The sequence below is a fragment of the Streptomyces sp. BBFR25 genome, assembly GCF_044590125.1.
GTDB lineage: Bacteria > Actinomycetota > Actinomycetes > Streptomycetales > Streptomycetaceae > Streptomyces > Streptomyces canus_D.
Genome location: NZ_CP172447.1, coordinates 5652742 through 5675160 on the forward strand (window position 1 = coordinate 5652742; position 22419 = coordinate 5675160).

Genomic DNA, 22419 nt, shown 5'->3' on the forward strand with positions numbered 1-22419 from the left:
TGGTGATCAGCGATCGGCCGGGTGGGTCGATCTGCCCTAACTTGTCACTATGTCGACGGAAGAGTCCGTGTCCGCGCCCGCTCCCGGCGCCCTGCTGCTCTGCCGCGCCGAGCCGGACTCCGTCGCCGCCGTCGCACCCCTGCTGGGCGAACGGATGCCGCTGGTCGGGGCCGGTGGGGAGTGGAGCGCGCTCGTGCCGGAGGGCGGGCCCTGGCGGGACGGGGCCGAGCCGGTCGACCGCGTCGTCACCGGATGGGCCGCGGCGCTCGCCGTCGGAGCCCCCTGGCCCGTCGTCGCCCTGTGGTGGGACGCCGACCGGGCCGGGTACACCCTCGCGTCCGGATTCCGCCGCCCGGTGAGCTACGTGTGGCTCGCGAACGGCACGCCGGCCGGCGAGGACGAGGCGATGCGCACCTTCGCCGCCCGGCTGGGCCTGGACCCGGTCCTCGACGTGCAGTCGCTGGAGCGGCTGACCAGGCCCGACCCCGAGACCGACGCCCGCGCGCGGATGCGCGGTCTGCTCGCGGTCCTCACGCGCGCGGGAGTGACGCTTCCGGCCGGACTCGACCCGGGCGCACCCGCCGGTCGCCTCCTGGAGCGCGCCCGCGCCCTGCCCGACGCCCGGTGGACCGCCGGGGCGGCGCGAGGGCGCGCCGCCGCCCGCCCCGCCGTCCGGCCGCCCGGCGCGTACGGCCCGGCCGGCCGGACCCTCGCCCTGGCCGAGGTGGCGGCCGGGGCCCCGCTCCTGGCCTGGGGCGCGCGGCACCACAGCGGCGGCTGGACCACGGTGGGCGCCCTGCTCGCCGTACACGGCATGTCGCTCCTCCTGCGCCCCGGCACCCGCGCGGCGCCGTTTGCATAGGCTTGGGGGCGGATTCGGAACACGGACGCACGCAGGAGAACACCACCATGTACTTCACCGACCGCGGCATCGAGGAACTGGAGAAGCGGCGCGGAGAGGAAGAAGTCACCTTCGAGTGGCTCGCCGAACAGCTGCGTACGTTCGTCGACCTCAACCCGGACTTCGAGGTGCCCGTCGAACGCCTCGCCACCTGGCTCGCCCGGCTGGACGACGAGGACGAGGACGAGGAGTAGAACCACTCGGCACGGCCCGGGGTTTAACCTGCTCCCCCCGGTGGGGTAAGACACCTCCACAGCAGCGGGGGAGCCGGAAGCGAACGGACGGGGGCGCCGTGGCCGGTGGGATCGAACAGATACGGCTCGACGACGGGACCGTCGTCTGGGCCAGAGTGAGCGCGTCCGACGACGCGGCGGCCGGGGACGGCTTCGAGGACACCGGAGTGCGGGACCGCGTCATCGACATGGCCGGGGGCCTCGCCGACACGGTCGGCGGTGTCGTGCGCTCCCTGCGCGCCGGACTGGACACCGAGGAATCCGTCGAGGTCTCCGTCGGCTTCGGCATCGAGCTGTCGGCGCAGGCGGGCACCGTCGTGGGCGCCATCGCGGGGGGCGGCGGCAACGCCTCACTGACCGTGTCGTTGACCTGGACCGAACCCGCCCGTCGGGACGGCGCACCGCGACCCGGACCGGAGGGCGGTGCCGTTCCGCCGTCCGGACCCCCGGCGTCCGGCGTCGTATGAGCGCCCTCGAAGACCTGGTGCGCCCCTCGCTGGCGCGCATCGTCGCACCGGGTGACGGGTATGCACCGGAGCGTGGCGAGTACTGGGGATCGGGATTCTTCATAGCGCCGGGCTGGCTGTTGACCTGTGCCCACGTGGTGGGGAAGGGGGGAGCGGAGGTGTGGCGGAGTCGGAGCCCCGTGGGGGTCACCTGGCAGGGCGGCACCACCACGGGCGAGGTGGTGCTCGCCAAACCGCGGCCCGAGCCGGCGCACGCCGGTCGCGGACGCTGGGACTTCCCGGACATCGCCCTCGTCCGGGTGCACGGCGCGGACGACGCCCGTTGCGTCTGGCTGAGCGACCGGGCCCCGACCATCCCCGCCCCGGTCTCGCTGCACGGCTGGTCGCGGCAGACCGGCGCCCTCGGCCTGAGGCACGGCGTCGGTGAGGCGAGCGGCCGGGACGGCAAGGCCCTGCTGCTCACCGGCGCCCTGCCGGTCGAGGGCCTGTCCGGCGGACCCGTGGTCGACCTGCGCCACGGCTCCGTCATCGCCATGAACAAGGGCGTCCGGCAGACCGAGGGGGCCGCCGTCCCCGTCACCGCGCTGCGCGAGCTGCACGACCTGCGCGGGGGCGACATCCTGCACACCGTCATGCGCGAGCACGACCTGCACCACCTGGCCCGCTTCAACGGGCCCGGAGCGGACACCGACTGGACGCGCGTCCAGGCCGGGCTGCGCGATCCCGCGACCCCCGGCCTCACCCCCGCCCAGCGCCTCCACCTCTACGGCCACCTCGCCCAACTGCCGCCGCCCAGCGGCCCGGGCGAGATCGCGGACCTCGTGCAGGAGGCCAAGTCCCGCGTGGTGCAGTCCGACTTCCGCTCGCCGTTCCCCGAGGACCTGCGCACCTGGCGGGAGGGCGCGGCCCTGCTGCACGGGCTGCGCGACCTCGGCGACAAGGCGGGCAGGCCCGAACTCGACCTGGACGCCGTACTGCTGTACGCCGCCAAGGTGGCCCGGCACACCGCGCTGGAACGCCCGGGCGACACCGACCCCGAGCCGCTCGGCCACTTCACCCGGTGGATCGGGGAGCAGGCGGTCCTGTACGCCCAGCCGGTGATCCGCGAGGACATCGTCCGGCTGCTCCGCGAGGTGAGCGAGCCGGCCGGCACCCGGCCCGCCGCTCCCGCCCTCGCCCGCGAGACGCCCTCCCGCACCGGAGCCGACGTCCTCGTCGACATCGGGGAGCCGGTCTACGGCGAGCGCTACCCGCTGAGCGTGCGCCTCCTGTACGACGGCCGGGACGTCACCCCCCTCTACAGCAACGACCTCGGCGTACGGCGCCACGAACTCCAGGAGCACCTGAGGGAGCCGCTGGCCGAGGCCCTGCGGCTGGGCGACCGCGGTGAACACCTGGCGGTGATCGAGGCGTTCCTGCCCCGCACCCTGCTCGACGAGCCGATAGACGAGTGGCGGCTCGTCCCCGACGGCGGTGCGGACGGCGCGGCCGGTGAGGGAGGCGAGTACGAGGAGGACGACTTCTTCGACGAGCAGTCCATGCCGCTCGGACTGCGCCGTACCGTGCTGCTCCGCGACCGCCGACGCAACGCCAAGGCCCCCATCCCCGAATGGCGCCGGCGCTGGACGGCCACCGCGCGCGGGCCGCTCTCCGGCATCCCGCTGCGCGGCGAGTCGACGGACACCGGGCACCCGTCCGGCGCGCGCCGGGAGAGCAGGTACGGCACCCTGCGCCGGCTGTCGGGCAGCGGTGACGGCTGCGTTCCGGTCTTCTGCGGGCCCGTCGGAAGCGGCGCCGGGCGGGAGGCCATGGACGTTGCCCTCGCCGCCGGGCACCCCCTGGTGCTGTGGCGCAGGGACGGCCACGACCACGACGAGTGCCGGACGTTCCACCGCAGCGCCGCCCGCCTGCTGTCCCTCGCGGGCCGCGCCGAGGGCCTGCACCCGCACGTGCGCGACCTGCGCATCGGTGCCTTCGACCCCGATATCGCCCGGAGCGAGGGACTCACGGGCAGGATCGCCGTCCTCTACGACCCGCCGGACCGCCCGCCGTACGGGGCGGAGACGATGCGGCCGCCCCCGCTGGCCGGACCACAGATCATCTGATGACCCCTCACCAACCGTCGATCCCCCGGTGTCCGGGTAACAGGAAAGCAGGAGCGTCCGGGAGTCTCGGCAGGCCCGGCGGCCGGGCGGTAACGTCGTACTCGAACGGCCCGGACCGCTGCAAGATCACCAGAGCTGGAAGGAGCCCATGGTGAACGACTGGCGGATCTACCGCGGAGTGGGTCAGCCGCACGACGGCGTACGGCGGTTACCGGAGCCACCCCCCTGGCGTGACTTCACGCGGGCGCAGGACGGCGCGCCGACCGGGTCTCAGGACCCCAGCGGTACCCGGCGGCTCGGCGTCCGCCGCCGCCGTGCGGAGAACTACGCGCCCCGCCCCGCCGAGGTCGACGCCGTCAACGCGGCCCTGTACCTGCGCCGCCCGCTCCTCGTCACCGGCAACCCCGGCACCGGCAAGTCCACCCTCGCCTACGCCGTCGCCCACGAGCTGAAGCTGGGCCGGGTGCTGCGCTGGCCGATCGTCAGCCGGACCACCCTGCAGGACGGTCTGTACCGCTACGACGCGATCGGACGGCTCCAGGACGTCCAGTTGGAGCGCGCCCGCGGCACCGCGACGGGCGAAAGCGGCGCGGACGCCGGGAGCACCGGGGACACCGGGGAGGACGCGGCGGACCGGGACCCGGGCATCGGGGCGTACATCCGGCTCGGACCGCTCGGCACCGCGCTGCTGCCCTCCGAACTGCCCCGGGTCCTGCTCATCGACGAACTCGACAAGAGCGACCTCGACCTGCCCAACGACCTCCTGAACACGCTGGAGGAGGGCGAGTTCGCCATCCCGGAGCTGGAGCGCGTCGCCGACCGGCAGCCCGTCGTGGAGGTGCTGTCGCACGACAGCGGCCGGGTGGCGGTGCACGGCGGACGGATCGCCTGCACCAACTTCCCGCTGATCGTCCTGACCTCCAACGGCGAGCGGGACTTCCCCGCGCCGCTGCTCAGGCGCTGCATCCAACTGGAGTTGGAGCCACCGGGGGAGGAACAGGTCACCGCCATGGTCGAGGCGCACCTCGGCGAGGAGGGGGTCGCCGCGGGACAGGACCTGATCGGCAGGTTCCTCGACCGGGAACCGGGCGAGGTGATGGCCGCGGACCAACTCCTCAACGCCCTCTTCCTCACCCAGCACACGCCCCACGCGGAACGGCTCACCCGCGAGCGCATAGCGGACCTGCTCATGCAGCGGCTCGACCGGTCGAGGTGAGGGTCCGATGCAGGGGGCGCCGCTGGAGGAGCTGATCGGCCGACTGCGCCGCGCCGGCCTCGACGTCACCGCCGAGGACGTCGCGGACGCCGTCTGGCTCGCCCGGCGGCTCGGCGCGGCACCGCCCCGCGCCACCGCCGCCCGCCCCGACCCCACCGCGGACCCCGACTCCGGACCCGACTCCGACTCCGACCCCGAACCGGCCGGTACGTCGCAGAGCGGAGCACAGGCCCCGCCGCCGCCCGCGCCGCCGGACCCCGCCACCGCGGACGGTGCGGCACGGCCCGCCCAGGAGCCCACCGCCCCCGGAACAAGGGCGTCCACCCCGGTACCACTGCGCGCCGCGGGCACCGCCACCGGCCGGGCCGACGGCAGCGGCGGCCCCCACGCCACCTTCCCGGTGCGGGCCCCCGCCGCCACCGCGCTGCCCGGTCTCCTCGGCCTGGAGAAGGCCCTGCGCACCCTGGGCCGTTACCGGGTCGCGAGCACCGAGTACACCGACGGCGGCATCGACGAGGAGGCGACCGCCGAGCGCGCCGCCGTGACCGGCTTCGTCCTGCCCGTACCGCGGCCGGGCCGCAGCAGACGGTGCGACATCCGCCTCCTGATGGACACCGGGCCCGCGATGGCCGTGTGGGGACAACTGGCCGAGGAACTGCGCCAGGCCTGCCAGCAGTCGGGGGCGTTCGCCGCCGTCCGGGTCCACCACCTGTACGCCGACGCCGCCGGGAACCCGGCCATCGGTCCCGCCGCCGAGCCCGGCCGCCCGCCGCGGCTGCGCTCGCCGGACGAACTGCACGACCCCTCGGGCCGCTCCGTCACCCTGCTGATCAGCGACTGCGTGGGCACCCTGTGGCAGAGCGGCGGGGCGCAACGGCTGCTGCGCCAGTGGCCGCGTTCCTCGCCCCTGGCCATCGTCCAGCCACTGCCGCCACGCCTGTGGGGCCGTACGGCCCTGCCCGCGGAGCCCGGACTGCTGGTCCGCCCGGCCGAGTTCGGCGGGCGTCTCACCTTCCACCCGGACGACGAGCCGTGGGACGAGCCCGCCGCGCCCCCCGCGGCGGTACCGGTACTCCAGCCCACGCCCGAGGCGTTCGAGACCTGGGCGCGGCTGCTGGCCGGCACCGGCCCCACCAGTGAACGGGCCTGGGCCGCCCGGACGGCGCACCGCCCGGCACCGGCGGCCCCGCCGGGCACGGCCGTGCGCGGCGACGACGAACTCGTCCGCGCGTTCCGGGCGACCGCCTCGCCGGGAGCGCTGCGCCTAGCCGTGTACTTGGCCGCCGCCCCGCTCACCCTGCCCGTCATGCAACTCGTCCAGCGCGCCATGCTCCCCGACACCGGGCCCATGGAACTGGCGGAGGTCCTGCTGGGTGGGCTGCTGCGCAGGCTGCCCGGCACCGGGGACCAGCCCTGCTTCACCTACCCGGGCCGGGTGCAGGACCTGCTGCTCTCCACCCTCGACCAGGACACCGCCGGACTGGTCCTCAAGCACTGCTCGGACTACGTGGAGCGCCGCTTCGGCAAGGGCACCCGCAACTTCGCCGCGCTGGCCGCCGTCCGTCTCGCCGGGCGGGACGCCGGGGCCGCCGACACCACGCCCCTCCCGGACGAGGACTTCGGGCCGAACGCCGGGGACAGCGCCGAGGCCGAGCTGTTCGCCCGCGTCCCCGCCCGGGTGCTGCGCTTCTACCTGCCCGACCTGGTCACGCCCGAGCCCCTGACGGAGGCGGAGCGGCTGCTCGGCCAGTGGCGGACGCTGGCCGACCCGGACGTGCTGCACCGGGCGAGGGAACACGCCGAAGCCGCGGTGCGGGCCGCCGGCCGGGCCGCCGACGACGCTGCCACCGCCCCCGACGAGGACGACGGCGCACGGGCCCGGCTGGTCCTCGGCCGGGTGCTGCGCGCCGAGGCCGACACGGTGGCGGGCCGCGCGCCGGAGCGCCGGGCCGACCTCCTCGCCGCCGCCACCGCGGAGCTGGCCGCGGCCCACCGCGCGGCGCCGGACCACAGCCCCGCGCAGGCGGAGGCCGCGCTCGAACTCGCCGCCGGGCTGCACGCGTTGTGGCGCGTCACCGGCGACCCGGCCCACCTCACGGCAGCACTCGCCGTCCTGGCCCCCGACGCGTCCCCCTGGCCCGCGGCAGGCCGCCGCGCCACCGCGTCCACGGAGGCCGGGTCCGCCGCGGACCGCCACCGCGCCGAGACCTGGCGCGCCGTCCACCGGGCCCGGCTGCTGCGCCGCGGCCGTCTCCTGCTGGACCTGGGACGCCACGGCGAGGCCGCCGCCGACCTGGGCCCCGCCTGCACCCTGCTGGACCAGTCCGACGCCCCCGCCTCCGTGCGCAGCCGGGCCCTGCTCGACCTGGCGCGGGCGCTGCGCGGCGCCTCGGCGGACGAGGAGGCCACCCGGGACGCGCTGCTGCGGGCGGAGCGGGCCGCCGGTGACGACCCCGAGCTGCGGCTGCCCTGCCTCGCGGCCCGGGCGGCGTTCCACGACACGGCGGGCGAGGCCCAGGAGGCCGACGAGGCGTATGAGACGGCCGTGCTGCTCGCGCCGCCGGAGAGCGTCGTGCGCTGCGGGCTCCTCACCACCTGGGGCGAGTCGCTGCTGCGCAGGGCCTCCCGAGGGGACGGCGCGGGTCTCGTGGACCGTGCCGAGTCCGTCCTGCGGGAGGCGCTCAAGGACCTGCCGGCCCGCTCCGCGCAGCGCGGCCGGTTGCAGGCGCTCGTGGGCAGCGCCCTCGCCCAGCGCTTCCGGCACCTGGGCTTCCTGCCCGACCTGTTCGAGAGCCGGCACCTGCTGGGGCAGGCCGTGCGGGTGGCGGCCGACGTCGGGGTACGGGCCGAGGCCTGGCTGCAGCTCGGCAGGGTGCGCCTCGAAGGGTGGTACCGGGCCGGTGCGCCCGTGCTGTTCGAGGCGCTGCACGCGTACGAGAACGCCGAGCGCGAGGCACGGCAGGCCTACCCGGCGGAGCCCGGTTCGGTGACGGTGGCGCGGGCCCGGCACGGGCGCGGCGCGGTGCTGGTGCTGCTGGGCCGGCCGAGCGCGGCCGGTGCGGCCTACCGGGCGGCGCGGGAGCAGTGGCAGCGGCTCACGGGGGCGCTGCGGGAGGTCGACTGGGACGAGGTGCAGCTCACGCGGCGTGCGGAGCGGGACCTGCGGCGCGGGCTCGAGAGCGGGCGGGGCACCACCGCGTCGCGGGCCATGAGCGAGGAGGAATGGAGACGCCTCGCGCCGCCCTGGCACGCCTGGGAGGCAGGAGCCGACTCGGCCGAGTTTCAGCGCAGTTGATCCAGTCGGGGTTTCTGTTACCGGTCGGTCGGGAAGAACTGGGCAACCGTTGCGACCGTGCGGTGCGGACTTGGGGGGAGGAGCCGAGCGTGGCGGAGCAGGGAAAGGGGACCGCCGTCCGGGACGGGGACGCAGGGTGGGCCGGGCTGCCACCCGGGCTGGACGGCGTGGACCTGCGAACCTTGCGTGCCATGGACGGTCCGGAAGTCCTGGAGGCCGTCGACCTGGTGCTGGCGGGGGCGGCCGGGTCCCGGCAGGTCTGGTACTCCGGCGGCAACGAACCCTCGTCGAGCCCTTCCGGCCTCCGTGCCGAGCCACGTACCTTTTCAGCCGTACCCGACGACACCGCCCCGATCCGGGCGCTCCGGGAATGACACGGGCGTCCGTCCCGCCCGATGTCCTCACCGCCCTCGCCGGGACGCGGCCCACCCACGCCGGTACGCAGACACTGCGCGCCGCGGTCCACGCGCGTCGCATGCTGCTGCTCAAGGCCCTCCTCGTCCGGGTCGAACGGCAGCACGCCCACCTGCCCCACCCGGTGCGCCGGGGCTTCGAGGACGACTGGGCGCTGCTGGAGCGCGCCGAGCGGACCGACCCGGGGGCCGTGCGCGAGGTGCTCGACTACCCGACGACCGGCGCCTGGCTCACCGAGGCGCTCGCGGCGCCGGCCGGACCGGAATTCGAGGCGCACCTGGCTCATCTGACGGGAGTCGCCGTCGTCGCCGCGGCCCGCGCGGGCTGCCCGGCCACCGGCACCCTCCGGGTGCCCTCCGGCCTCCTGGGCCTGCCCGGCCTGGGCGTACTGCGCTGCCCCTCCGGCCGGGCCCGGGTGGGCGACCGGGACGGCCGGCTGAGGGTCGTGGAGGACGCCGGGCGGGGCGCCGTCGACCTGCCGCGACGCCGGGCCCCGGCGCAGGACGGGGCCCGGGGCCGGACCGGCCACGGATACGGCTGGTCCGCGCTGCGCGCCCTGCCGGGCGGTACGGCCGTCCTCGACGACCTCGACCCCTACCGGGTGCCGCACCCCGGCATAGGGCCCACGGCGGTTCCCGCGGCCGACCGCGCGCACACCGACCACCCGGCGTGGGCCGGGCGGTGGCGCCGGGCCCGCGTCCTGCTGTCGGTGACCGATCCGGGGCGGATCGCCGAGACGGACGCCCTGGTGCACGCCCTGGTGCCGCTCGCCGCGGCGGGACGCGACGGCGCGGTGCCCACGGGTGCCACCGTCCGCGCCGCGCCCGGCGCCGTGCTGACCCAGCTCCCGGCCGGTGCCGCGGAGCTGGCGGAGACACTGGTCCACGAGACCCACCACACCAAGCTCGCCGCCCTCGACGACTCCGTGCCCCTGTGCCGGCCCGGGGGCACCCTGCACCGGGTGGCCTGGCGCCCCGACCCGCGGCCCGCCGCCGCGGTCCTCCAGGGCACCTACGCCCACCTCGCCCTGCTCGACCTGTGGTGGAGGGCGCAACGGGCCTCCGCTGCCCCCGCGACCTGGCGGCAGCGCGCCGCGGAGCGCTACGGGCGGTACCGGGAACAGGTCGGCGAGGCCTTGTCCGTACTCCGGGGATCCGATGAACTGACCTGTACGGGACGGCACTTCGTGCAGGAGATGCACCGGCACCACTCGAGCCTCGGGACGGCGGTCCGGAACTCCACATGACAGAGCGCACAGCATTGACCTCGTTGCGTTAGCGTGTGCGCGAGCGCGGCGGACGCGGCGGGAACGGGAGCGGTGATGACGGAACAGCGGCGGTCCGGTGCGGACGGCGCCACGGCGTCGGAGCACATTCTGGTGGTCTTCCCCGGATACCACCGTTCGTGGGCGGCGTGGATCGGGCAGTGCCTGGAGCGCCACGGCCACCGCACCACCCTGCAGCGCTGGGACCCGCCGCGCGAGGTCCCCCTGGAGGACTCGTTCGGCGACCTGCTCCTGTCCAGCGGGCGCGTGCTCCTCGTCCTCGACGACTGGTTCTTCGAACTCGGCCCGCGCCCCGCGGGCGAGTGGAACGACGTGCTGCGCGGTTTCGTCGCCGCGCACGCCGACCGCATCGCGGCCGTCAACCTCACCAACCGCCCGCTCCTGCCGGCCACGGCGGTCCTGGAACCGGCCAGCCTGTGGGGGATCGGCGAGGAGGGCGCCGAGGAGCGGCTGCTCACCCGGCTGGGCCTGAGCCGCCTGCGCACCCCGCGCACCCCGGCCACCCCGGTGCGCTACCCGGACACCCGCTGCGACGTCTGGGGCGAGGTACCGCACCGCAATCCGCGCTTCACCGGACGCGACGACCTGCTCACCACCCTGCACCAGCGTCTCGCCGACGCCGAGCGCGGGGCCGCCGTCTGCACCCTGCTCGGCATGTCCGGCATCGGCAAGACCCAGCTCGCGACCGAGTACGCGCACCGTTTCAGCACCGACTACGACGTCGTCTGGTGGGTCAACTCCGACGACCGCAACATCCAGCGCGACCGCTTCGGCGAACTCGCGGTCGAACTCGGGCTGCGCAGCGGCAGCGAACCGGGCGAGCGCATCCGTGCCGTACGCAACGCGCTGCGCCGCGGGGATCCGCACGCCAAGTGGCTGATCGTCTTCGACGGCTGGGACGACACCGCGGGCGCCGACACCCTGCTCCCGCAGGGCGCCGGTCACGTCCTGGTGACCTCCCGCAACCGCGGGTGGAGCGAGCGGGCCGAGGTCCTGGAGGTGCCGGCCTTCGTGCGCGCCGAGTCCGTCGGCTACCTGATGCGCCGGGCCGCCCACATCACCGCCGCGGAGGCCGACGAGGTCGCCGCCGAGTTCGGCGACGTACCGCTGCCGCTGGTGCAGGCGGCCTCCTGGCTCGGCGAGTCCCGGATGGAGGTGCCCGAGTACCTGCGGATGGTGCGCGAGCGCCGGCTCTCCACCGTGGACGAGCCCGTGACCGGCGAGGGGTTCCCGCAGTCCTCCATGACCTCGTGGTCGATACTGCTCAACCGGCTGCGCCGGGCGCAGCCGCAGGCCCTCGACGTACTCGGCCTGTGCACCTCGTTCGCGCCCGGCCGCATTCCGCTCGGGCTCATCCGCGCCTACCCGCACGCCGACCTCCCCGAGGAGCTGCGGTGGATGACGGCGGACCTGCCGGCCTGGACGCGGGCCCTGGACACGCTGGTGAACTACTCCGTGCTCACCCGTGAGACCCGGGGACCGGTCGGCGTCGAGATGGGGCCCCACCAGGAGTCGGTGCACATGCACCGGCTCGTCCACGACATCATCACCAAGCTGATCGGCGCGGACAGCCGCGAAACCCACCGCAAGGCCGTACGCACCCTGCTCGCCGAGGCGGACCCGGGCAACCCCCTCGACAGCCGGAACTGGCCGCGGTACGCCGAACTGCTGCCGCACCTCGAACCCTCGGGGGCGTTCGACAGCACCCGGCCACGCGTCCAGGAGGCGGTGCTCAACAGCCTGCGCTACTGCGTCCGCAGCGGCGAGTACACCACCGGCCTGGCCCTGGCCCAGCGGATCCGCGACCGCTGGGCCAAGGTGCTTCCGCCGCTGTCCCAGCCGATGCTCGACCTGACGGCGCAGGAGAGCAACCTGGTGCAGGCCAGCGGCCGGTTCCGGGAGGCGTACGAACTCGACCGGTCCGTGCTGGAGCGGCTGCGCGCCGCATCCAACACCAACATGCTCGCCGAACTGGCCGCCCAGGACTCCATGGCCAGCTCGCTGCGCAGCCTGGGACGCTACGACGAGGCGTACCAGCTCCAGCAGGAGGTCCTGGACGGCACCGGGGGACTGCTCGGCACCCACGAGCCCGTCACGCTGCGCGCCCGCCACAACCTCGGGGTCAGCCTGCGCCTGCTGGGCCGGTACGCGGACGCCTACGAACTCGACCTGCAGAACCTCGGCAGCCGGGAGAGCGTCCTGCGGGTCCGGCACATCAGCACGCTCAACTCCGCCATCGCCGTCACGCACGACCTGCGGCTGCTGGGGCGCTACCGCGAGGCGATGGCCCGGCAGGAACCGGTGGTCCGACTCCATGTGCAGGTGCTCGGCGCGCAGCACCCGCAGACCCTGGGCGCCCGCACCCACCTGGTGATGTGCCGCTGCCGCGAAGGCGGGTACCAGGACGTGGGCCCCTCGATGGAGAGCCTGCTCGAAGAGCTGGCCCAGGTGCACGGCCGCGAGCACTACCGCACCCTGAACTTCATCACCAACTACGGCAACTACCTGCGCGAACACGGAGACCTCGCCCACGCCCGCGAGCTGATCGAGGAGGCCGAGGCCGGGTACCGGGCGCTGCTCGGGCCCGCCCACCCCGTCGCCACCGGCATGCTCGCCAACACCGGGCTGATCATGCAGGCGGCCGGTGAGCGGGCCGAGGCCATGTCCATGTTCGAGTCGGCCCTGGCCGGACTCACCGCCACCCTGGGCCCCGACCACCCCTGGGTGCTCGGCTGCGCCCTGTGCGCATCCGGCGCGCGCAACTTCAACGGGCGGATCGCCGACGCGGTGGAGCTGGGCCGGGACACGGTGCGCCGGGCGCAGCGCTCACTGGGCGCCGAGCATCCGCTGACGCTGTCATGCCAGGTCGCCCTCGCCGCCGACCTGCGGGCGGCCCGGGAGCACGAGGAGGCCGGAAAGCTGGAGGAGGACGGGCTGCTGGGCCTGACCCGGACGCTCGGCGCCCAGCATCCGCACACCCTCTCCGCCCGTCAGCGCACCCGCCCGTACTGGGACTTCGAGCCCTACCTCGGCTGAGACGCCGGGCAACCACCCGAAGAGGCCGGCCCCGCGGACGGGGGCCGGCCTCTTCGGTCGGTCGGGCGGTGCGGGGCTCAGGCCTCGAAGACCTCACGCACCAGCTGCTCCTGCTCGGCCTGGTGCCGCTTGGCCGAGCCGACGGCCGGGGACGAGCCGTGCGGCCGCGAGATGCGGCGCAGGCGCTCGCCGTGCGGGACGTCGGCGCCGACCGCCAGGTCCAGGTGGTCGATCAGGTTGAGCGCAATGAACGGCCAGGCACCCTGGTTCGCCGGCTCCTCCTGGGCCCACAGGTACTTCTCGGCGTTCGGGTACTTGGCGATCTCCGCCTGGAGCTCGGCACCCGGCAGCGGGTACAGGCGCTCGATGCGGATGATCGCCGTATCCGTCACGCCGCGCTTCTTCCGCTCGGCGTCGAGGTCGTAGTAGACCTTGCCGGCGCAGAAGACGACCTTCTTCACCGCGGACGCCTCGACCGAGTCGTCGCCGATGACCGGGCGGAACTGGCCCGTCGTGAACTCCTCCGCCTTCGAGGCCGCCGCCTTCAGGCGCAGCATCGACTTCGGGGTGAAGACCACCAGCGGCTTGTGGTGCGGGTTGTGCACCTGCCACCGCAGCAGGTGGAAGTAGTTCGACGGCAGGGTCGGCATCGCGACCGTCATGTTGTTCTGCGCGCAGAGCTGGAGGAAGCGCTCCGGGCGGGCCGAGGAGTGGTCCGGGCCCTGGCCCTCGTAGCCGTGCGGGAGCAGGAGCGTCACGCCGCTCGTCTGGTTCCACTTCTGCTCGGCCGAGGAGATGAACTCGTCCACGACCGTCTGCGCGCCGTTGACGAAGTCGCCGAACTGCGCCTCCCACATCACCAGCGCGTCCGGGCGGGCCAGCGAGTAGCCGTACTCGAAGCCCATCACCGCGTACTCGGAGAGCAGGGAGTTGTAGACGTTGTACCGGGCCTGGTCCTCGGACAGGTACAGCAGCGGGGTGAACTCGTCGCCCGTCTCACGGTCGATGACGACCGCGTGACGCTGGCCGAAGGTGCCGCGCTGCGAGTCCTGGCCGGTCAGCCGGACCGGGACGCCGTCCAGGAGGAGGGAGCCGACGGCGAGGGTCTCGCCCATGCCCCAGTCGATCGTGCCGTCCTCGACCATCGCCGCGCGGCGCTGCAGCTGCGGCAGCAGCCGCGGGTGCACGGTGATGTGGTCGGGGATGTTGACCTGGGACTCGGCGATGCGCTTGACGGTCTCCGCGCTGATCGCGGTGTTCACGGCGACCGGGAACTCCGCCTGCGGCTCCGAGGGCTCCGCGGACGCCGGCTGCGAGACGGCCTCGCGGACCTCGGTGAAGACCTTCTCCAGCTGGCCCTGGTAGTCCTGGAGCGCCTGCTCGGCCTCTTCCAGGGTGATGTCGCCGCGACCGATGAGGGACTCGGTGTACAGCTTGCGCACCGAGCGCTTCTTGTCGATCAGGTCGTACATCAGCGGCTGGGTGAAGGCCGGGTTGTCGGTCTCGTTGTGCCCGCGGCGGCGGTAGCAGATGAGGTCGATCACCACGTCCTTGTTGAACGCCTGGCGGAACTCGAAGGCGAGCCGCGCCACGCGGACGCAGGCCTCCGGGTCGTCGCCGTTCACGTGGAAGATCGGGGCCTCGATCATGCGGGCCACGTCGGTGGCGTACATCGAGGAGCGCGAGGACTCGGGGGCGGCGGTGAAGCCGACCTGGTTGTTGATGACGACGTGGACCGTGCCGCCGGTGCGGTAGCCGCGCAGCTGCGACATGTTCAGGGTCTCGGCCACCACGCCCTGGCCCGCGAAGGCCGCGTCGCCGTGGATCGCCACCGGCAGGACGGTGAAGTCCGTGCCGCCCTTGTTGATGATGTCCTGCTTGGCGCGCGAGACGCCCTCCAGGACCGGGTCCACCGCCTCCAGGTGCGAGGGGTTGGCGACCAGCGAGACCGCGATCTGCTCGCCGTCCAGGCCGGTGAAGGTGCCCTCGGCGCCCAGGTGGTACTTCACGTCGCCGGAGCCGTGCATCGACTTCGGGTCGAGGTTGCCCTCGAACTCGCGGAAGATCTGCGCGTACGACTTGCCGACCACGTTGGCCAGCACGTTCAGCCGGCCGCGGTGGGCCATGCCGATGACGACCTCGTCCAGGCGGGACTCGGCCGCGGAGTCGATGACCGCGTCGAGCAGCGGGATGACGGACTCGCCGCCCTCCAGGGAGAACCGCTTCTGGCCGACGTACTTGGTCTGCAGGAACGTCTCGAACGCCTCGGCGGCGTTCAGGCGGCGCAGGATGCGCAGCTGCTCCTCGCGCTCCGGCTTGGTGTGCGAGCGCTCGATGCGGTCCTGGATCCACTTGCGCTGCTTCGGGTCCTGGATGTGCATGAACTCGATGCCGGTGGTGCGGCAGTACGAGTCGCGCAGCACGCCGAGGATGTCGCGCAGCTTCATCAGGGACTTGCCGGCGAAGCCGCCGACCGCGAACTCGCGCTCCAGGTCCCACAGGGTGAGCCCGTGCTCGGTGATGTCCAGGTCGGGGTGCTTGCGCTGCTGGTACTCCAGCGGGTCGGTGTCGGCCATGACGTGGCCGCGGACCCGGTAGGAGTGGATCAGCTCGAAGACGCGGGCCGCCTTGGTGACGTCGTCGTCGTGCGAGGCGTCGATGTCCTTGAGCCAGCGGACCGGCTCGTAGGGGATGCGCAGCGCCTTGAAGATCTCGTCGTAGAAGCCGTTCTCGCCCAGGAGCAGGTTGGCGACCTGGCGGAGGAACTCGCCGGAGGCGGCGCCCTGGATGACCCGGTGGTCGTAGGTCGACGTGAGCGTCATGACCTTCGAGATGCCGAGCTTGTTCAGGGTGTCCTGGCTGGTGCCCTGGAACTCCGCGGGGTAGTCCATGGAGCCGACGCCCAGGATGACCGACTGGCCGGGCATCAGGCGCGGCACGGAGTGGACGGTGCCGAGGCCGCCGGGGTTGGTCAGCGAGACCGTGACGCCGGTGAAGTCGTCCATCGTCAGCTTGTTGTCGCGGGCGCGACGGACGATGTCCTCGTAGGCCTGCCAGAACTCGAAGAAGTTCAGCGTCTCGGCCTTCTTGATCGCCGCGACGACCAGCTGGCGGTCGCCGTTGGGCTTGACCAGGTCGATGGCGAGGCCGAGGTTGATGTGGGCCGGCTTGACCAGGGTCGGCTTGCCGTCCTTCTCGCCGAACGAGTGGTTCATCGACGGCATGGCCTTGATGGCCTGCACCATCGCGTACCCGATCAGGTGCGTGAAGGAGATCTTCCCGCCCCGGGCGCGCTTGAGGTGGTTGTTGATGACGATGCGGTTGTCGAACAGCAGCTTCACCGGGACGGCGCGCACGGACGTGGCCGTCGGCAGCTCCAGCGAGGCGTTCATGTTCTTCGCGACCGCGGCGGCCGGGCCGCGCAGGGTGACCAGCTCGGGCCCCTCGGGGGCGGCGTCGCCGTCCTTGGCGGGCGCGGCGGCCTTGGCCTGAGGCTTGGCGGCGGGCTTGGCCGGCGCGGGCGCGGCGGCGGGCTTCGCCGCCGGAGCGGCGGGTGCGGGCTGCGCGGGCGCGGCGGGCTGCGCGGGAGCGGGCGCCGCCGCCTTCGGCTGGGCCGGGGCGGGGGCCTGCGCCGGTGGGGCGGGGGCGGCCGGTGGCGTGCTGCCGGAGTCCGTGGTCACGGCGGAGGGCGCGGGCTGCGCCGCCGCTCCGGGCTTGTAGTCGGCGAAGAAGTCCCACCAGGCTCGGTCCACGGAGTTCGGATCCTGGAGGTACTGCTGATAAATCTCGTCGACGAGCCACTCATTGGCACCGAACGCGGCCGCGGGGTTCTTGCCCGCGTTGCCCGCTTGGTCGGTGTCGGTCGAGATGCTCGAGTTACTGGGGGACTGTGGCGACACGGCGAGAACCGCCCTCTTCCGCTTCTTCACAAGATGGTGGACAGCGGGAATCAAGGCTACGCCTACCGGCCCCGGAAGGTCAGGCTGGGCCCGTTCATCGTCGCGTAAGTCACATCACAGACCGCGTTTCGGCGCTGGAAATGGCGGGAAACAAGCGAGGTTCTGCTGTGTGAGGGATCGGGAGACCGGGACCCGGCGCCACGAAAACGCGGGTCCGTGCCTGATCACACGTGTCCGCCAGCGCGGATGCAGTGGATCTTGACGCTCCGCTTCGAACCCTACGTCAACCGGTCGTCGACGGCAGGCCCGGAAGAGTGATGAGGATCCGGCAGCCCCGCTCGGATTCGGCCACGCCGATCCGGCCGCCGTGCAGATCCACCGCCCAGCGTGCGATCGCGAGGCCCAGACCGGTGCCGCCGTCGCTGCCCGGACCGTGCGGCCGGGACACCGAACCCCGGTTGAACCGCTCGAACACCCGGCGCCACTCCGAGCGCGGAATGCCGGGCCCCTCGTCGAGCACCTCCAGCTCCAGGGACTCGGGCAGTTCCCCGCGCCGCGCCCTGACCGTCACCCGGCCGTGCGGCGGGCTGTGCTTGACGGCGTTGTCGATGAGGTTGGCGACGACCTGGTGGATGCGCTCGGGGTCGGCGTGCGCGGTCAGCTCCGGCGGGAAGACGTCCAGTGCCAGGTGCACGTCGGTGCGGGTGTGGCTGCCGGAACCGGAGGCGATGCCCGCGCGCGCGGAGGCGACCATGTTGGCCTCCTTCAGCACGCCCGACAGGTACGGCCACACCTCGAAGCGCCGCTTGCGCAGCGGTATGACGCCGTTGTCCAGGCGGGAGAGGTCAAGGAGCGTCTCCACCAGCCGGCCGAGCCGCTCGGTCTGGCCGAGGGCGGTGCGCATGGTCTCCGGGTCGGCCTCGGTGACGCCGTCGACGATGTTCTCCAGCACCGCGCGCAGGCCCGCGATCGGGGTGCGCAGCTCGTGCGAGACGTTCGCCACCAGCTCCTTGCGCTGGAGGTCCTGGGCCTCCAGGTCGTCGGCCATGCGGTTGATGGTGACGGCCAGGTCGCCCAGCTCGTCGCGGCGGTTCTCGCGCACCCGGCGGGTGTAGTCGCCGTGCGAGATGGACCGGGCCACCGCGTTCATCTCGTCCAGCGGCGCGGTCAGCGAGTGCGCCACGAACTGCGTGATCAGCAGCGTGGCGATCATCGAGAACACCGTGATGAAGCGCAGCTCCGTCTTGGTGTGCACCGCAATCACCGACAGGCCGGTGGTGATCAGCACCGACGTGACGACGAGCGCGCCGAGCTTGGTCTTGATCGAGAACGGGCGTACGCCGCCCCAGGGCTCCCCCGAGTGCCGGGAGCCGGGGCTCCTGCGTGCGGCTTCCCGTCCTCGGCTCATGGCGTCGGCGTCTCCAGCGCGTAGCCCACGCCGTGCACGGTGCGGATGCGCTCGGCGCCGATCTTCCGGCGCAGCGCCTTGATGTGGCTGTCCACGGTCCGGGTGCCGGAGGCGTCCGCCCAGTCCCACACCTCGGCGAGCAGCTGCTCGCGGGAGAGCACCGCGCGCGGGGTGTTCGCCAGGCAGACCAGCAGGTCGAACTCAGTGGGGGTGAGGTGGACGTCCTCGCTGCGCACCCGCACCCGGCGCTGCGCGTGGTCGATCTCCAGTTCGCCCAGGCGCAGGATGCCGCTGCGCGGCGTCGAGGCGGCCACCACGGCCCGCTCCACCCGCCGCAGCAGCACGTGCACGCGGGCGGCCAGCTCGCGCATCGAGAACGGCTTGGTCATGTAGTCGTCGGCGCCCACGCCGAGACCGACCAGCATGTCCGTCTCGTCGTCGCGCGCGGTGAGCATCAGCACCGGCACCGGCCGCTGGGCCTGCACGCGCCGGCAGACCTCCAGGCCGTCGAAGCCGGGCAGCATGATGTCGAGGATCAGCAGGTCGGGCTGCCATGCCTCGGCCGTGTCGACGGCGGACGGACCGTCGCCCGCCGTTTGCACCAGGAACCCCTCGGCGCGCAGACGGGTCGCGATGGCGTCCACGATCGTCTGATCGTCCTCGACCACCAGCACCCGACGCTGGGCGCCCTGGGTGGCCGTGCCGTTGTGGGAGGTCTGTGTCTGCTCCATCGCCCGCCCCTGAGGTGTGCTTTCCGGAATCCGTGGGGTGATCCCATGACTGCGCTTGACGCTTGAATGATCCGCGTCAGGGCAGCAGCGTACGGGGAGTCACCGCGCCTTTGCTATCCAGGCCCGACGCCGATGTGCACGACGTCCGGAACGCCCCGGGCAACGGGGATCTCTTCGGTACGCACCTGCTGGAAACCGGCATTACGCAAGGTTTCTTCGAATTCCGGAGAGGGCTGCGCGGACCATACGGCGAGCACCCCGCCGGGCCTCAACAGGCGTGCGCAGCCTGCCAGTCCGGCCGGTGCGTACAGCCCGTCGTTGCCCTCGGTGACGGTCCAGCCGGGGCCGTTGTCGATGTCCAGGCACAGGGCGTCGTACGTGTCGGATGTCTCATTGACGTAACCCACCAGGTCCGCCTCGACGATCTGCGCGCGGGGGTCGGCCAGCGCGTCGGCGGAGAGCGCGGCCAGCGGTCCCGTGCGGTGCCAGTCGATGATGGCGGCCTCGCGTTCGACGACCGCGATCCGGCCCCAGCGGGGGTCGGCGGCCGCGTGTGCCAGGGAGAAGCCGACGCCGAGCCCGCCGATGAGCAGGTGCGGCGCGGTCCGCCCGCCGGTGGCGGCCAGCGCGTCGGCCGCCGCGTCGACCAGGCGCCGCTCCGAACGCCCGTCGGAGGTGTCCATCAGGAAGCAGCCGTTCGCGATGATCTGCAGCAGCGTCCCGTGCCGGCGCAGGACCACCTCGCCGTACGGACCCTCGCGGCGGTCCAGCACCTCGGGGGCCTCGGGGGAGTCGTGGGTAGTGAGGGGCATCGGCCCATCCTGGCACCCCCCGGCGGAGGAATGCGGGCCGTTGCGACGGTGCTGTCCGAGAGGCGGGTCGCGACCCGCGGAGCTTGATCGCTCAGAGCGAACAACCCTTGGGGAACAATCCGAGGCTCCCTTTCATTGAGTCGATGTAACTCAACTTGACTGCCGAAGGGGAGATCATGGCTGCTGAGTCCGCCGCCTTCACACCGCTCACCCTGCCCGTGCTGCCGCTCGACGACGAAGTGGTCCTGCCCGGAATGGTCGTCCCCCTGGACCTGAGCGACGCCGAGGTACGGGCCGCGGTGGAGGCCGCCCAGGCCGCCGCCAGGTCCGAGCCCGGCAAGCCCCGGGTCCTCCTCGTCCCGCGCATCGACGGCACCCACGCCGCCACCGGCGTGCTCGGCACGGTCGAGCAGGTCGGCCGCCTGGCCGACGGCGACCCCGGCGCCCTGATCCGCGGCCGGGGCCGGGTGCGCATCGGCGCCGGCACCACCGGCCCGGGCGCCGCGCTCTGGGTCGAGGGCACCCGGGTCGACGAGACCGTTCCCGATCCGCTGCCCGGCCAGGTCGCCGAGTTGGTGAAGGAGTACAAGGCCCTCGCCACCGCATGGCTGCGCAAGCGCGGCGCCTGGCAGGTCGTCGACCGGGTCCAGGCCATCGACGACGTGTCCGCGCTCGCCGACAACTCCGGCTACTCGCCCTTCCTCACCACCGAGCAGAAGGTCGAGCTGCTGGAGACCACCGACCCGGTCGCCCGCCTGAAGCTCGCCACGCAGCAGCTGCGCGACCACCTCGCCGAGCAGGACGTCGCCGAGACCATCGCCAAGGACGTCCAGGAGGGCGTCGACAAGCAGCAGCGCGAGTTCCTGCTGCGCCGCCAGCTCGAAGCCGTCCGCAAGGAGCTGCGCGAGATCAACGGCGAGCAGGAGGGCGAGGAGTCCGACGACTACCGCGCCCGGGTCGAGGCCGCCGACCTGCCGGAGAAGGTCCGCGAGGCCGCGCTCAAGGAGGTCGACAAGCTGGAGCGGTCCTCCGACCAGTCGCCCGAGGGCTCCTGGATCCGCACCTGGCTCGACACGGTCCTGGAGATGCCGTGGAGCGAGCGCACCGAGGACGCCTACGACATCCAGGGCGCCCAGGCCGTGCTCGACGCCGAGCACGCGGGCCTGAAGGACGTCAAGGAGCGCATCACCGAGTACCTGGCCGTGCGCAAGCGGCGCGGCGACCGGGGCCTCGGCGTGGTCGGCGGCCGGCGCGGCGGTGCCGTACTGGCCCTGGTCGGCCCGCCCGGCGTCGGCAAGACGAGCCTCGGCGAGTCCGTCGCCCACGCGATGGGCCGCAAGTTCGTCCGCGTCGCCCTCGGCGGCGTCCGCGACGAGGCCGAGATCCGCGGCCACCGGCGCACGTACGTCGGCGCGCTGCCCGGCCGGATCGTGCGGGCCATCAAGGAGGCGGGGTCCATGAACCCGGTCGTCCTGCTCGACGAGATCGACAAGGTGGGCTCCGACTTCCGGGGCGACCCGGCCGCCGCCCTGCTGGAGGTCCTGGACCCGGCCCAGAACCACACCTTCCGGGACCACTACCTGGAGGTCGAGCTGGACCTGTCCGACGTGGTCTTCCTCGCCACCGCCAACGTCCTGGAGGCCATCCCCGAGGCCCTGCTCGACCGCATGGAGCTGGTCCGCCTCGACGGCTACACCGAGGACGAGAAGGTCGTCATCGCCCGTGACCACCTGCTCCCGCGCCAGCTGGAGCGGGCCGGACTGGACGCCGACGAGGTCACCGTCGACGAGGGCGCGCTGCGCAAGCTGGCGGGCGAGTACACCCGCGAGGCGGGCGTGCGCACCCTGGAGCGGTCCATCGCGCGGCTGCTGCGCAAGGTGGCGGCCCAGCACGAGCTGGGCGAGCGGGAGCTGCCGTTCACCGTCACCGAGGGCGACCTGCGCTCGCTGATCGGGCGGCCGCACCACGTGCCCGAGTCCGCCCAGGACCCGGCCGAGCGGCGCACCGCGGTGCCCGGCGTGGCCACCGGCCTCGCGGTCACCGGCGCGGGCGGCGACGTCCTCTACGTCGAGGCGTCGCTGGCCGACCCGGAGACCGGCGCGGCGGGGCTGACCCTGACCGGTCAGCTGGGCGACGTGATGAAGGAGTCGGCGCAGATCGCGCTGAGCTTCCTGCGCAGTCACGGGGCCGAGCTGGAACTGCCGGTGGGCGACCTGAAGGACCGGGGAGCGCACATCCACTTCCCGGCGGGCGCGGTCCCCAAGGACGGCCCGAGCGCCGGCGTCACCATGACCACGGCCCTCGCCTCGCTGCTCTCGGGCCGGCTGGTCCGCACCGACGTGGCGATGACCGGCGAGGTCTCGCTGACCGGGCGGGTGCTGCCGATCGGCGGGGTCAAGCAGAAGCTGCTCGCCGCGCACCGGGCGGGGATCACCACGGTGATCATCCCCAAGCGCAACGAGCCCGACCTGGACGACGTCCCCGCGGAGGTGCTGGACAAGCTCGACGTGCACGCCGTCACCGACGTCCGCCAGGTCCTGGAACTGGCGCTCGCACCGGCGACCAACGGTGCGGAGCGCGAGGTTCCGGTCGCGGCGTGACGGACGCGACCGGATGA

At 73.5% G+C, this 22419-nt stretch carries 14 protein-coding genes; 10 read left to right on the forward strand and 4 right to left on the reverse strand.

Features of this window, described 5'->3' with window-relative positions:
* The first annotated feature begins 49 nt into the window (after positions 1-49).
* From ACGH52_RS25930 to fxsT, 9 genes are all read left to right on the forward strand, one after another.
* Positions 50-862 carry a hypothetical protein gene (locus ACGH52_RS25930; RefSeq protein ID WP_121701147.1) on the forward strand — a complete coding sequence of 271 codons (813 nt, stop codon included), beginning with the start codon at positions 50-52 and terminating at the stop codon, positions 860-862.
* Positions 863-909: 47 nt separating this feature from the next.
* Positions 910-1095 (forward strand): DUF6104 family protein, encoded by a 186-nt coding sequence (locus ACGH52_RS25935; protein ID WP_030190019.1) that lies wholly within the window; start codon positions 910-912, stop codon positions 1093-1095.
* A gap of 98 nt (positions 1096-1193) precedes the next feature.
* On the forward strand, positions 1194-1601 hold the full coding sequence (locus tag ACGH52_RS25940) for a CU044_2847 family protein (protein WP_238696653.1): 408 nt from the start codon (positions 1194-1196) through the stop codon (positions 1599-1601).
* Positions 1598-3706: a trypsin-like peptidase domain-containing protein gene (locus ACGH52_RS25945; protein ID WP_121701146.1), complete on the forward strand. Its 2109-nt coding sequence runs from the start codon at positions 1598-1600 to the stop codon at positions 3704-3706. The genes ACGH52_RS25940 and ACGH52_RS25945 overlap by 4 nt, the downstream gene beginning before the upstream one ends.
* A 151-nt stretch (positions 3707-3857) precedes the next feature.
* Positions 3858-4922: a MoxR family ATPase gene (locus tag ACGH52_RS25950; RefSeq protein ID WP_210974742.1), complete on the forward strand. Its 1065-nt coding sequence runs from the start codon at positions 3858-3860 to the stop codon at positions 4920-4922.
* 7 nt (positions 4923-4929) lie between these two features.
* Positions 4930-8217, forward strand: a complete 3288-nt coding sequence (locus ACGH52_RS25955) for an SAV_2336 N-terminal domain-related protein (RefSeq protein WP_399942716.1) — start codon at positions 4930-4932, stop codon at positions 8215-8217.
* A gap of 89 nt (positions 8218-8306) precedes the next feature.
* Positions 8307-8591, forward strand: a complete 285-nt coding sequence (locus ACGH52_RS25960) for a hypothetical protein (RefSeq protein WP_210974699.1) — start codon at positions 8307-8309, stop codon at positions 8589-8591.
* Positions 8588-9877 carry an aKG-HExxH-type peptide beta-hydroxylase gene (locus ACGH52_RS25965; RefSeq protein WP_399942719.1) on the forward strand — a complete coding sequence of 430 codons (1290 nt, stop codon included), beginning with the start codon at positions 8588-8590 and terminating at the stop codon, positions 9875-9877. The genes ACGH52_RS25960 and ACGH52_RS25965 overlap by 4 nt, the downstream gene beginning before the upstream one ends.
* 75 nt (positions 9878-9952) lie before the next feature.
* Positions 9953-12952 (forward strand): FxSxx-COOH system tetratricopeptide repeat protein, encoded by a 3000-nt coding sequence (gene fxsT / locus ACGH52_RS25970; RefSeq protein ID WP_399942722.1) that lies wholly within the window; start codon positions 9953-9955, stop codon positions 12950-12952.
* 77 nt (positions 12953-13029) lie between these two features.
* On the opposite strand, the gene ACGH52_RS25975 is transcribed toward fxsT, so the two are convergent.
* The 4 genes from ACGH52_RS25975 to ACGH52_RS25990 all read right to left on the reverse strand — a co-directional run bounded on the left by ACGH52_RS25975 (position 13030) and on the right by ACGH52_RS25990 (position 19802).
* Positions 13030-16851 (reverse strand): multifunctional oxoglutarate decarboxylase/oxoglutarate dehydrogenase thiamine pyrophosphate-binding subunit/dihydrolipoyllysine-residue succinyltransferase subunit, encoded by a 3822-nt coding sequence (locus ACGH52_RS25975; protein WP_210974696.1) that lies wholly within the window; start codon positions 16849-16851, stop codon positions 13030-13032.
* Between the two features lie 283 nt (positions 16852-17134).
* Entirely contained in the window at positions 17135-18259 is a 1125-nt protein-coding gene (locus ACGH52_RS25980; protein ID WP_059301382.1) for a cell wall metabolism sensor histidine kinase WalK, read from the reverse strand.
* Entirely contained in the window at positions 18256-18990 is a 735-nt protein-coding gene (locus ACGH52_RS25985) for a response regulator transcription factor (RefSeq protein ID WP_003973686.1), read from the reverse strand. Before ACGH52_RS25985 ends, ACGH52_RS25980 begins: the two co-directional genes overlap by 4 nt.
* A gap of 113 nt (positions 18991-19103) precedes the next feature.
* Positions 19104-19802 carry a hypothetical protein gene (locus ACGH52_RS25990; protein WP_059301384.1) on the reverse strand — a complete coding sequence of 233 codons (699 nt, stop codon included), beginning with the start codon at positions 19800-19802 and terminating at the stop codon, positions 19104-19106.
* Positions 19803-19978: 176 nt separating this feature from the next.
* Here ACGH52_RS25990 and lon point away from each other — a divergent pair, with 176 nt between their 5' ends.
* On the forward strand, positions 19979-22402 hold the full coding sequence (gene lon / locus ACGH52_RS25995) for an endopeptidase La (RefSeq protein WP_121702054.1): 2424 nt from the start codon (positions 19979-19981) through the stop codon (positions 22400-22402).
* The last annotated feature ends 17 nt before the right edge of the window (positions 22403-22419 follow it).

What these genes read in the sequence shown, in the direction of transcription:
- ACGH52_RS25930 (WP_121701147.1), top strand. Translation starts at nt 50, where the DNA reads ATGTCGACGGAAGAGTCCGTGTCCGCGCCCGCTCCCGGCGCCCTGCTG.
- ACGH52_RS25935 (WP_030190019.1), top strand. Translation starts at nt 910, where the DNA reads ATGTACTTCACCGACCGCGGCATCGAGGAACTGGAGAAGCGGCGCGGA.
- ACGH52_RS25945 (WP_121701146.1), top strand. Translation starts at nt 1,598, where the DNA reads ATGAGCGCCCTCGAAGACCTGGTGCGCCCCTCGCTGGCGCGCATCGTC.
- ACGH52_RS25955 (WP_399942716.1), top strand. Translation starts at nt 4,930, where the DNA reads ATGCAGGGGGCGCCGCTGGAGGAGCTGATCGGCCGACTGCGCCGCGCC.
- ACGH52_RS25965 (WP_399942719.1), top strand. Translation starts at nt 8,588, where the DNA reads ATGACACGGGCGTCCGTCCCGCCCGATGTCCTCACCGCCCTCGCCGGG.
- fxsT (WP_399942722.1), top strand. Translation starts at nt 9,953, where the DNA reads ATGACGGAACAGCGGCGGTCCGGTGCGGACGGCGCCACGGCGTCGGAG.
- ACGH52_RS25980 (WP_059301382.1), bottom strand. Translation starts at nt 18,259, where the DNA reads ATGAGCCGAGGACGGGAAGCCGCACGCAGGAGCCCCGGCTCCCGGCAC.
- ACGH52_RS25985 (WP_003973686.1), bottom strand. Translation starts at nt 18,990, where the DNA reads ATGGAGCAGACACAGACCTCCCACAACGGCACGGCCACCCAGGGCGCC.
- ACGH52_RS25990 (WP_059301384.1), bottom strand. Translation starts at nt 19,802, where the DNA reads ATGCCCCTCACTACCCACGACTCCCCCGAGGCCCCCGAGGTGCTGGAC.
- lon (WP_121702054.1), top strand. Translation starts at nt 19,979, where the DNA reads ATGGCTGCTGAGTCCGCCGCCTTCACACCGCTCACCCTGCCCGTGCTG.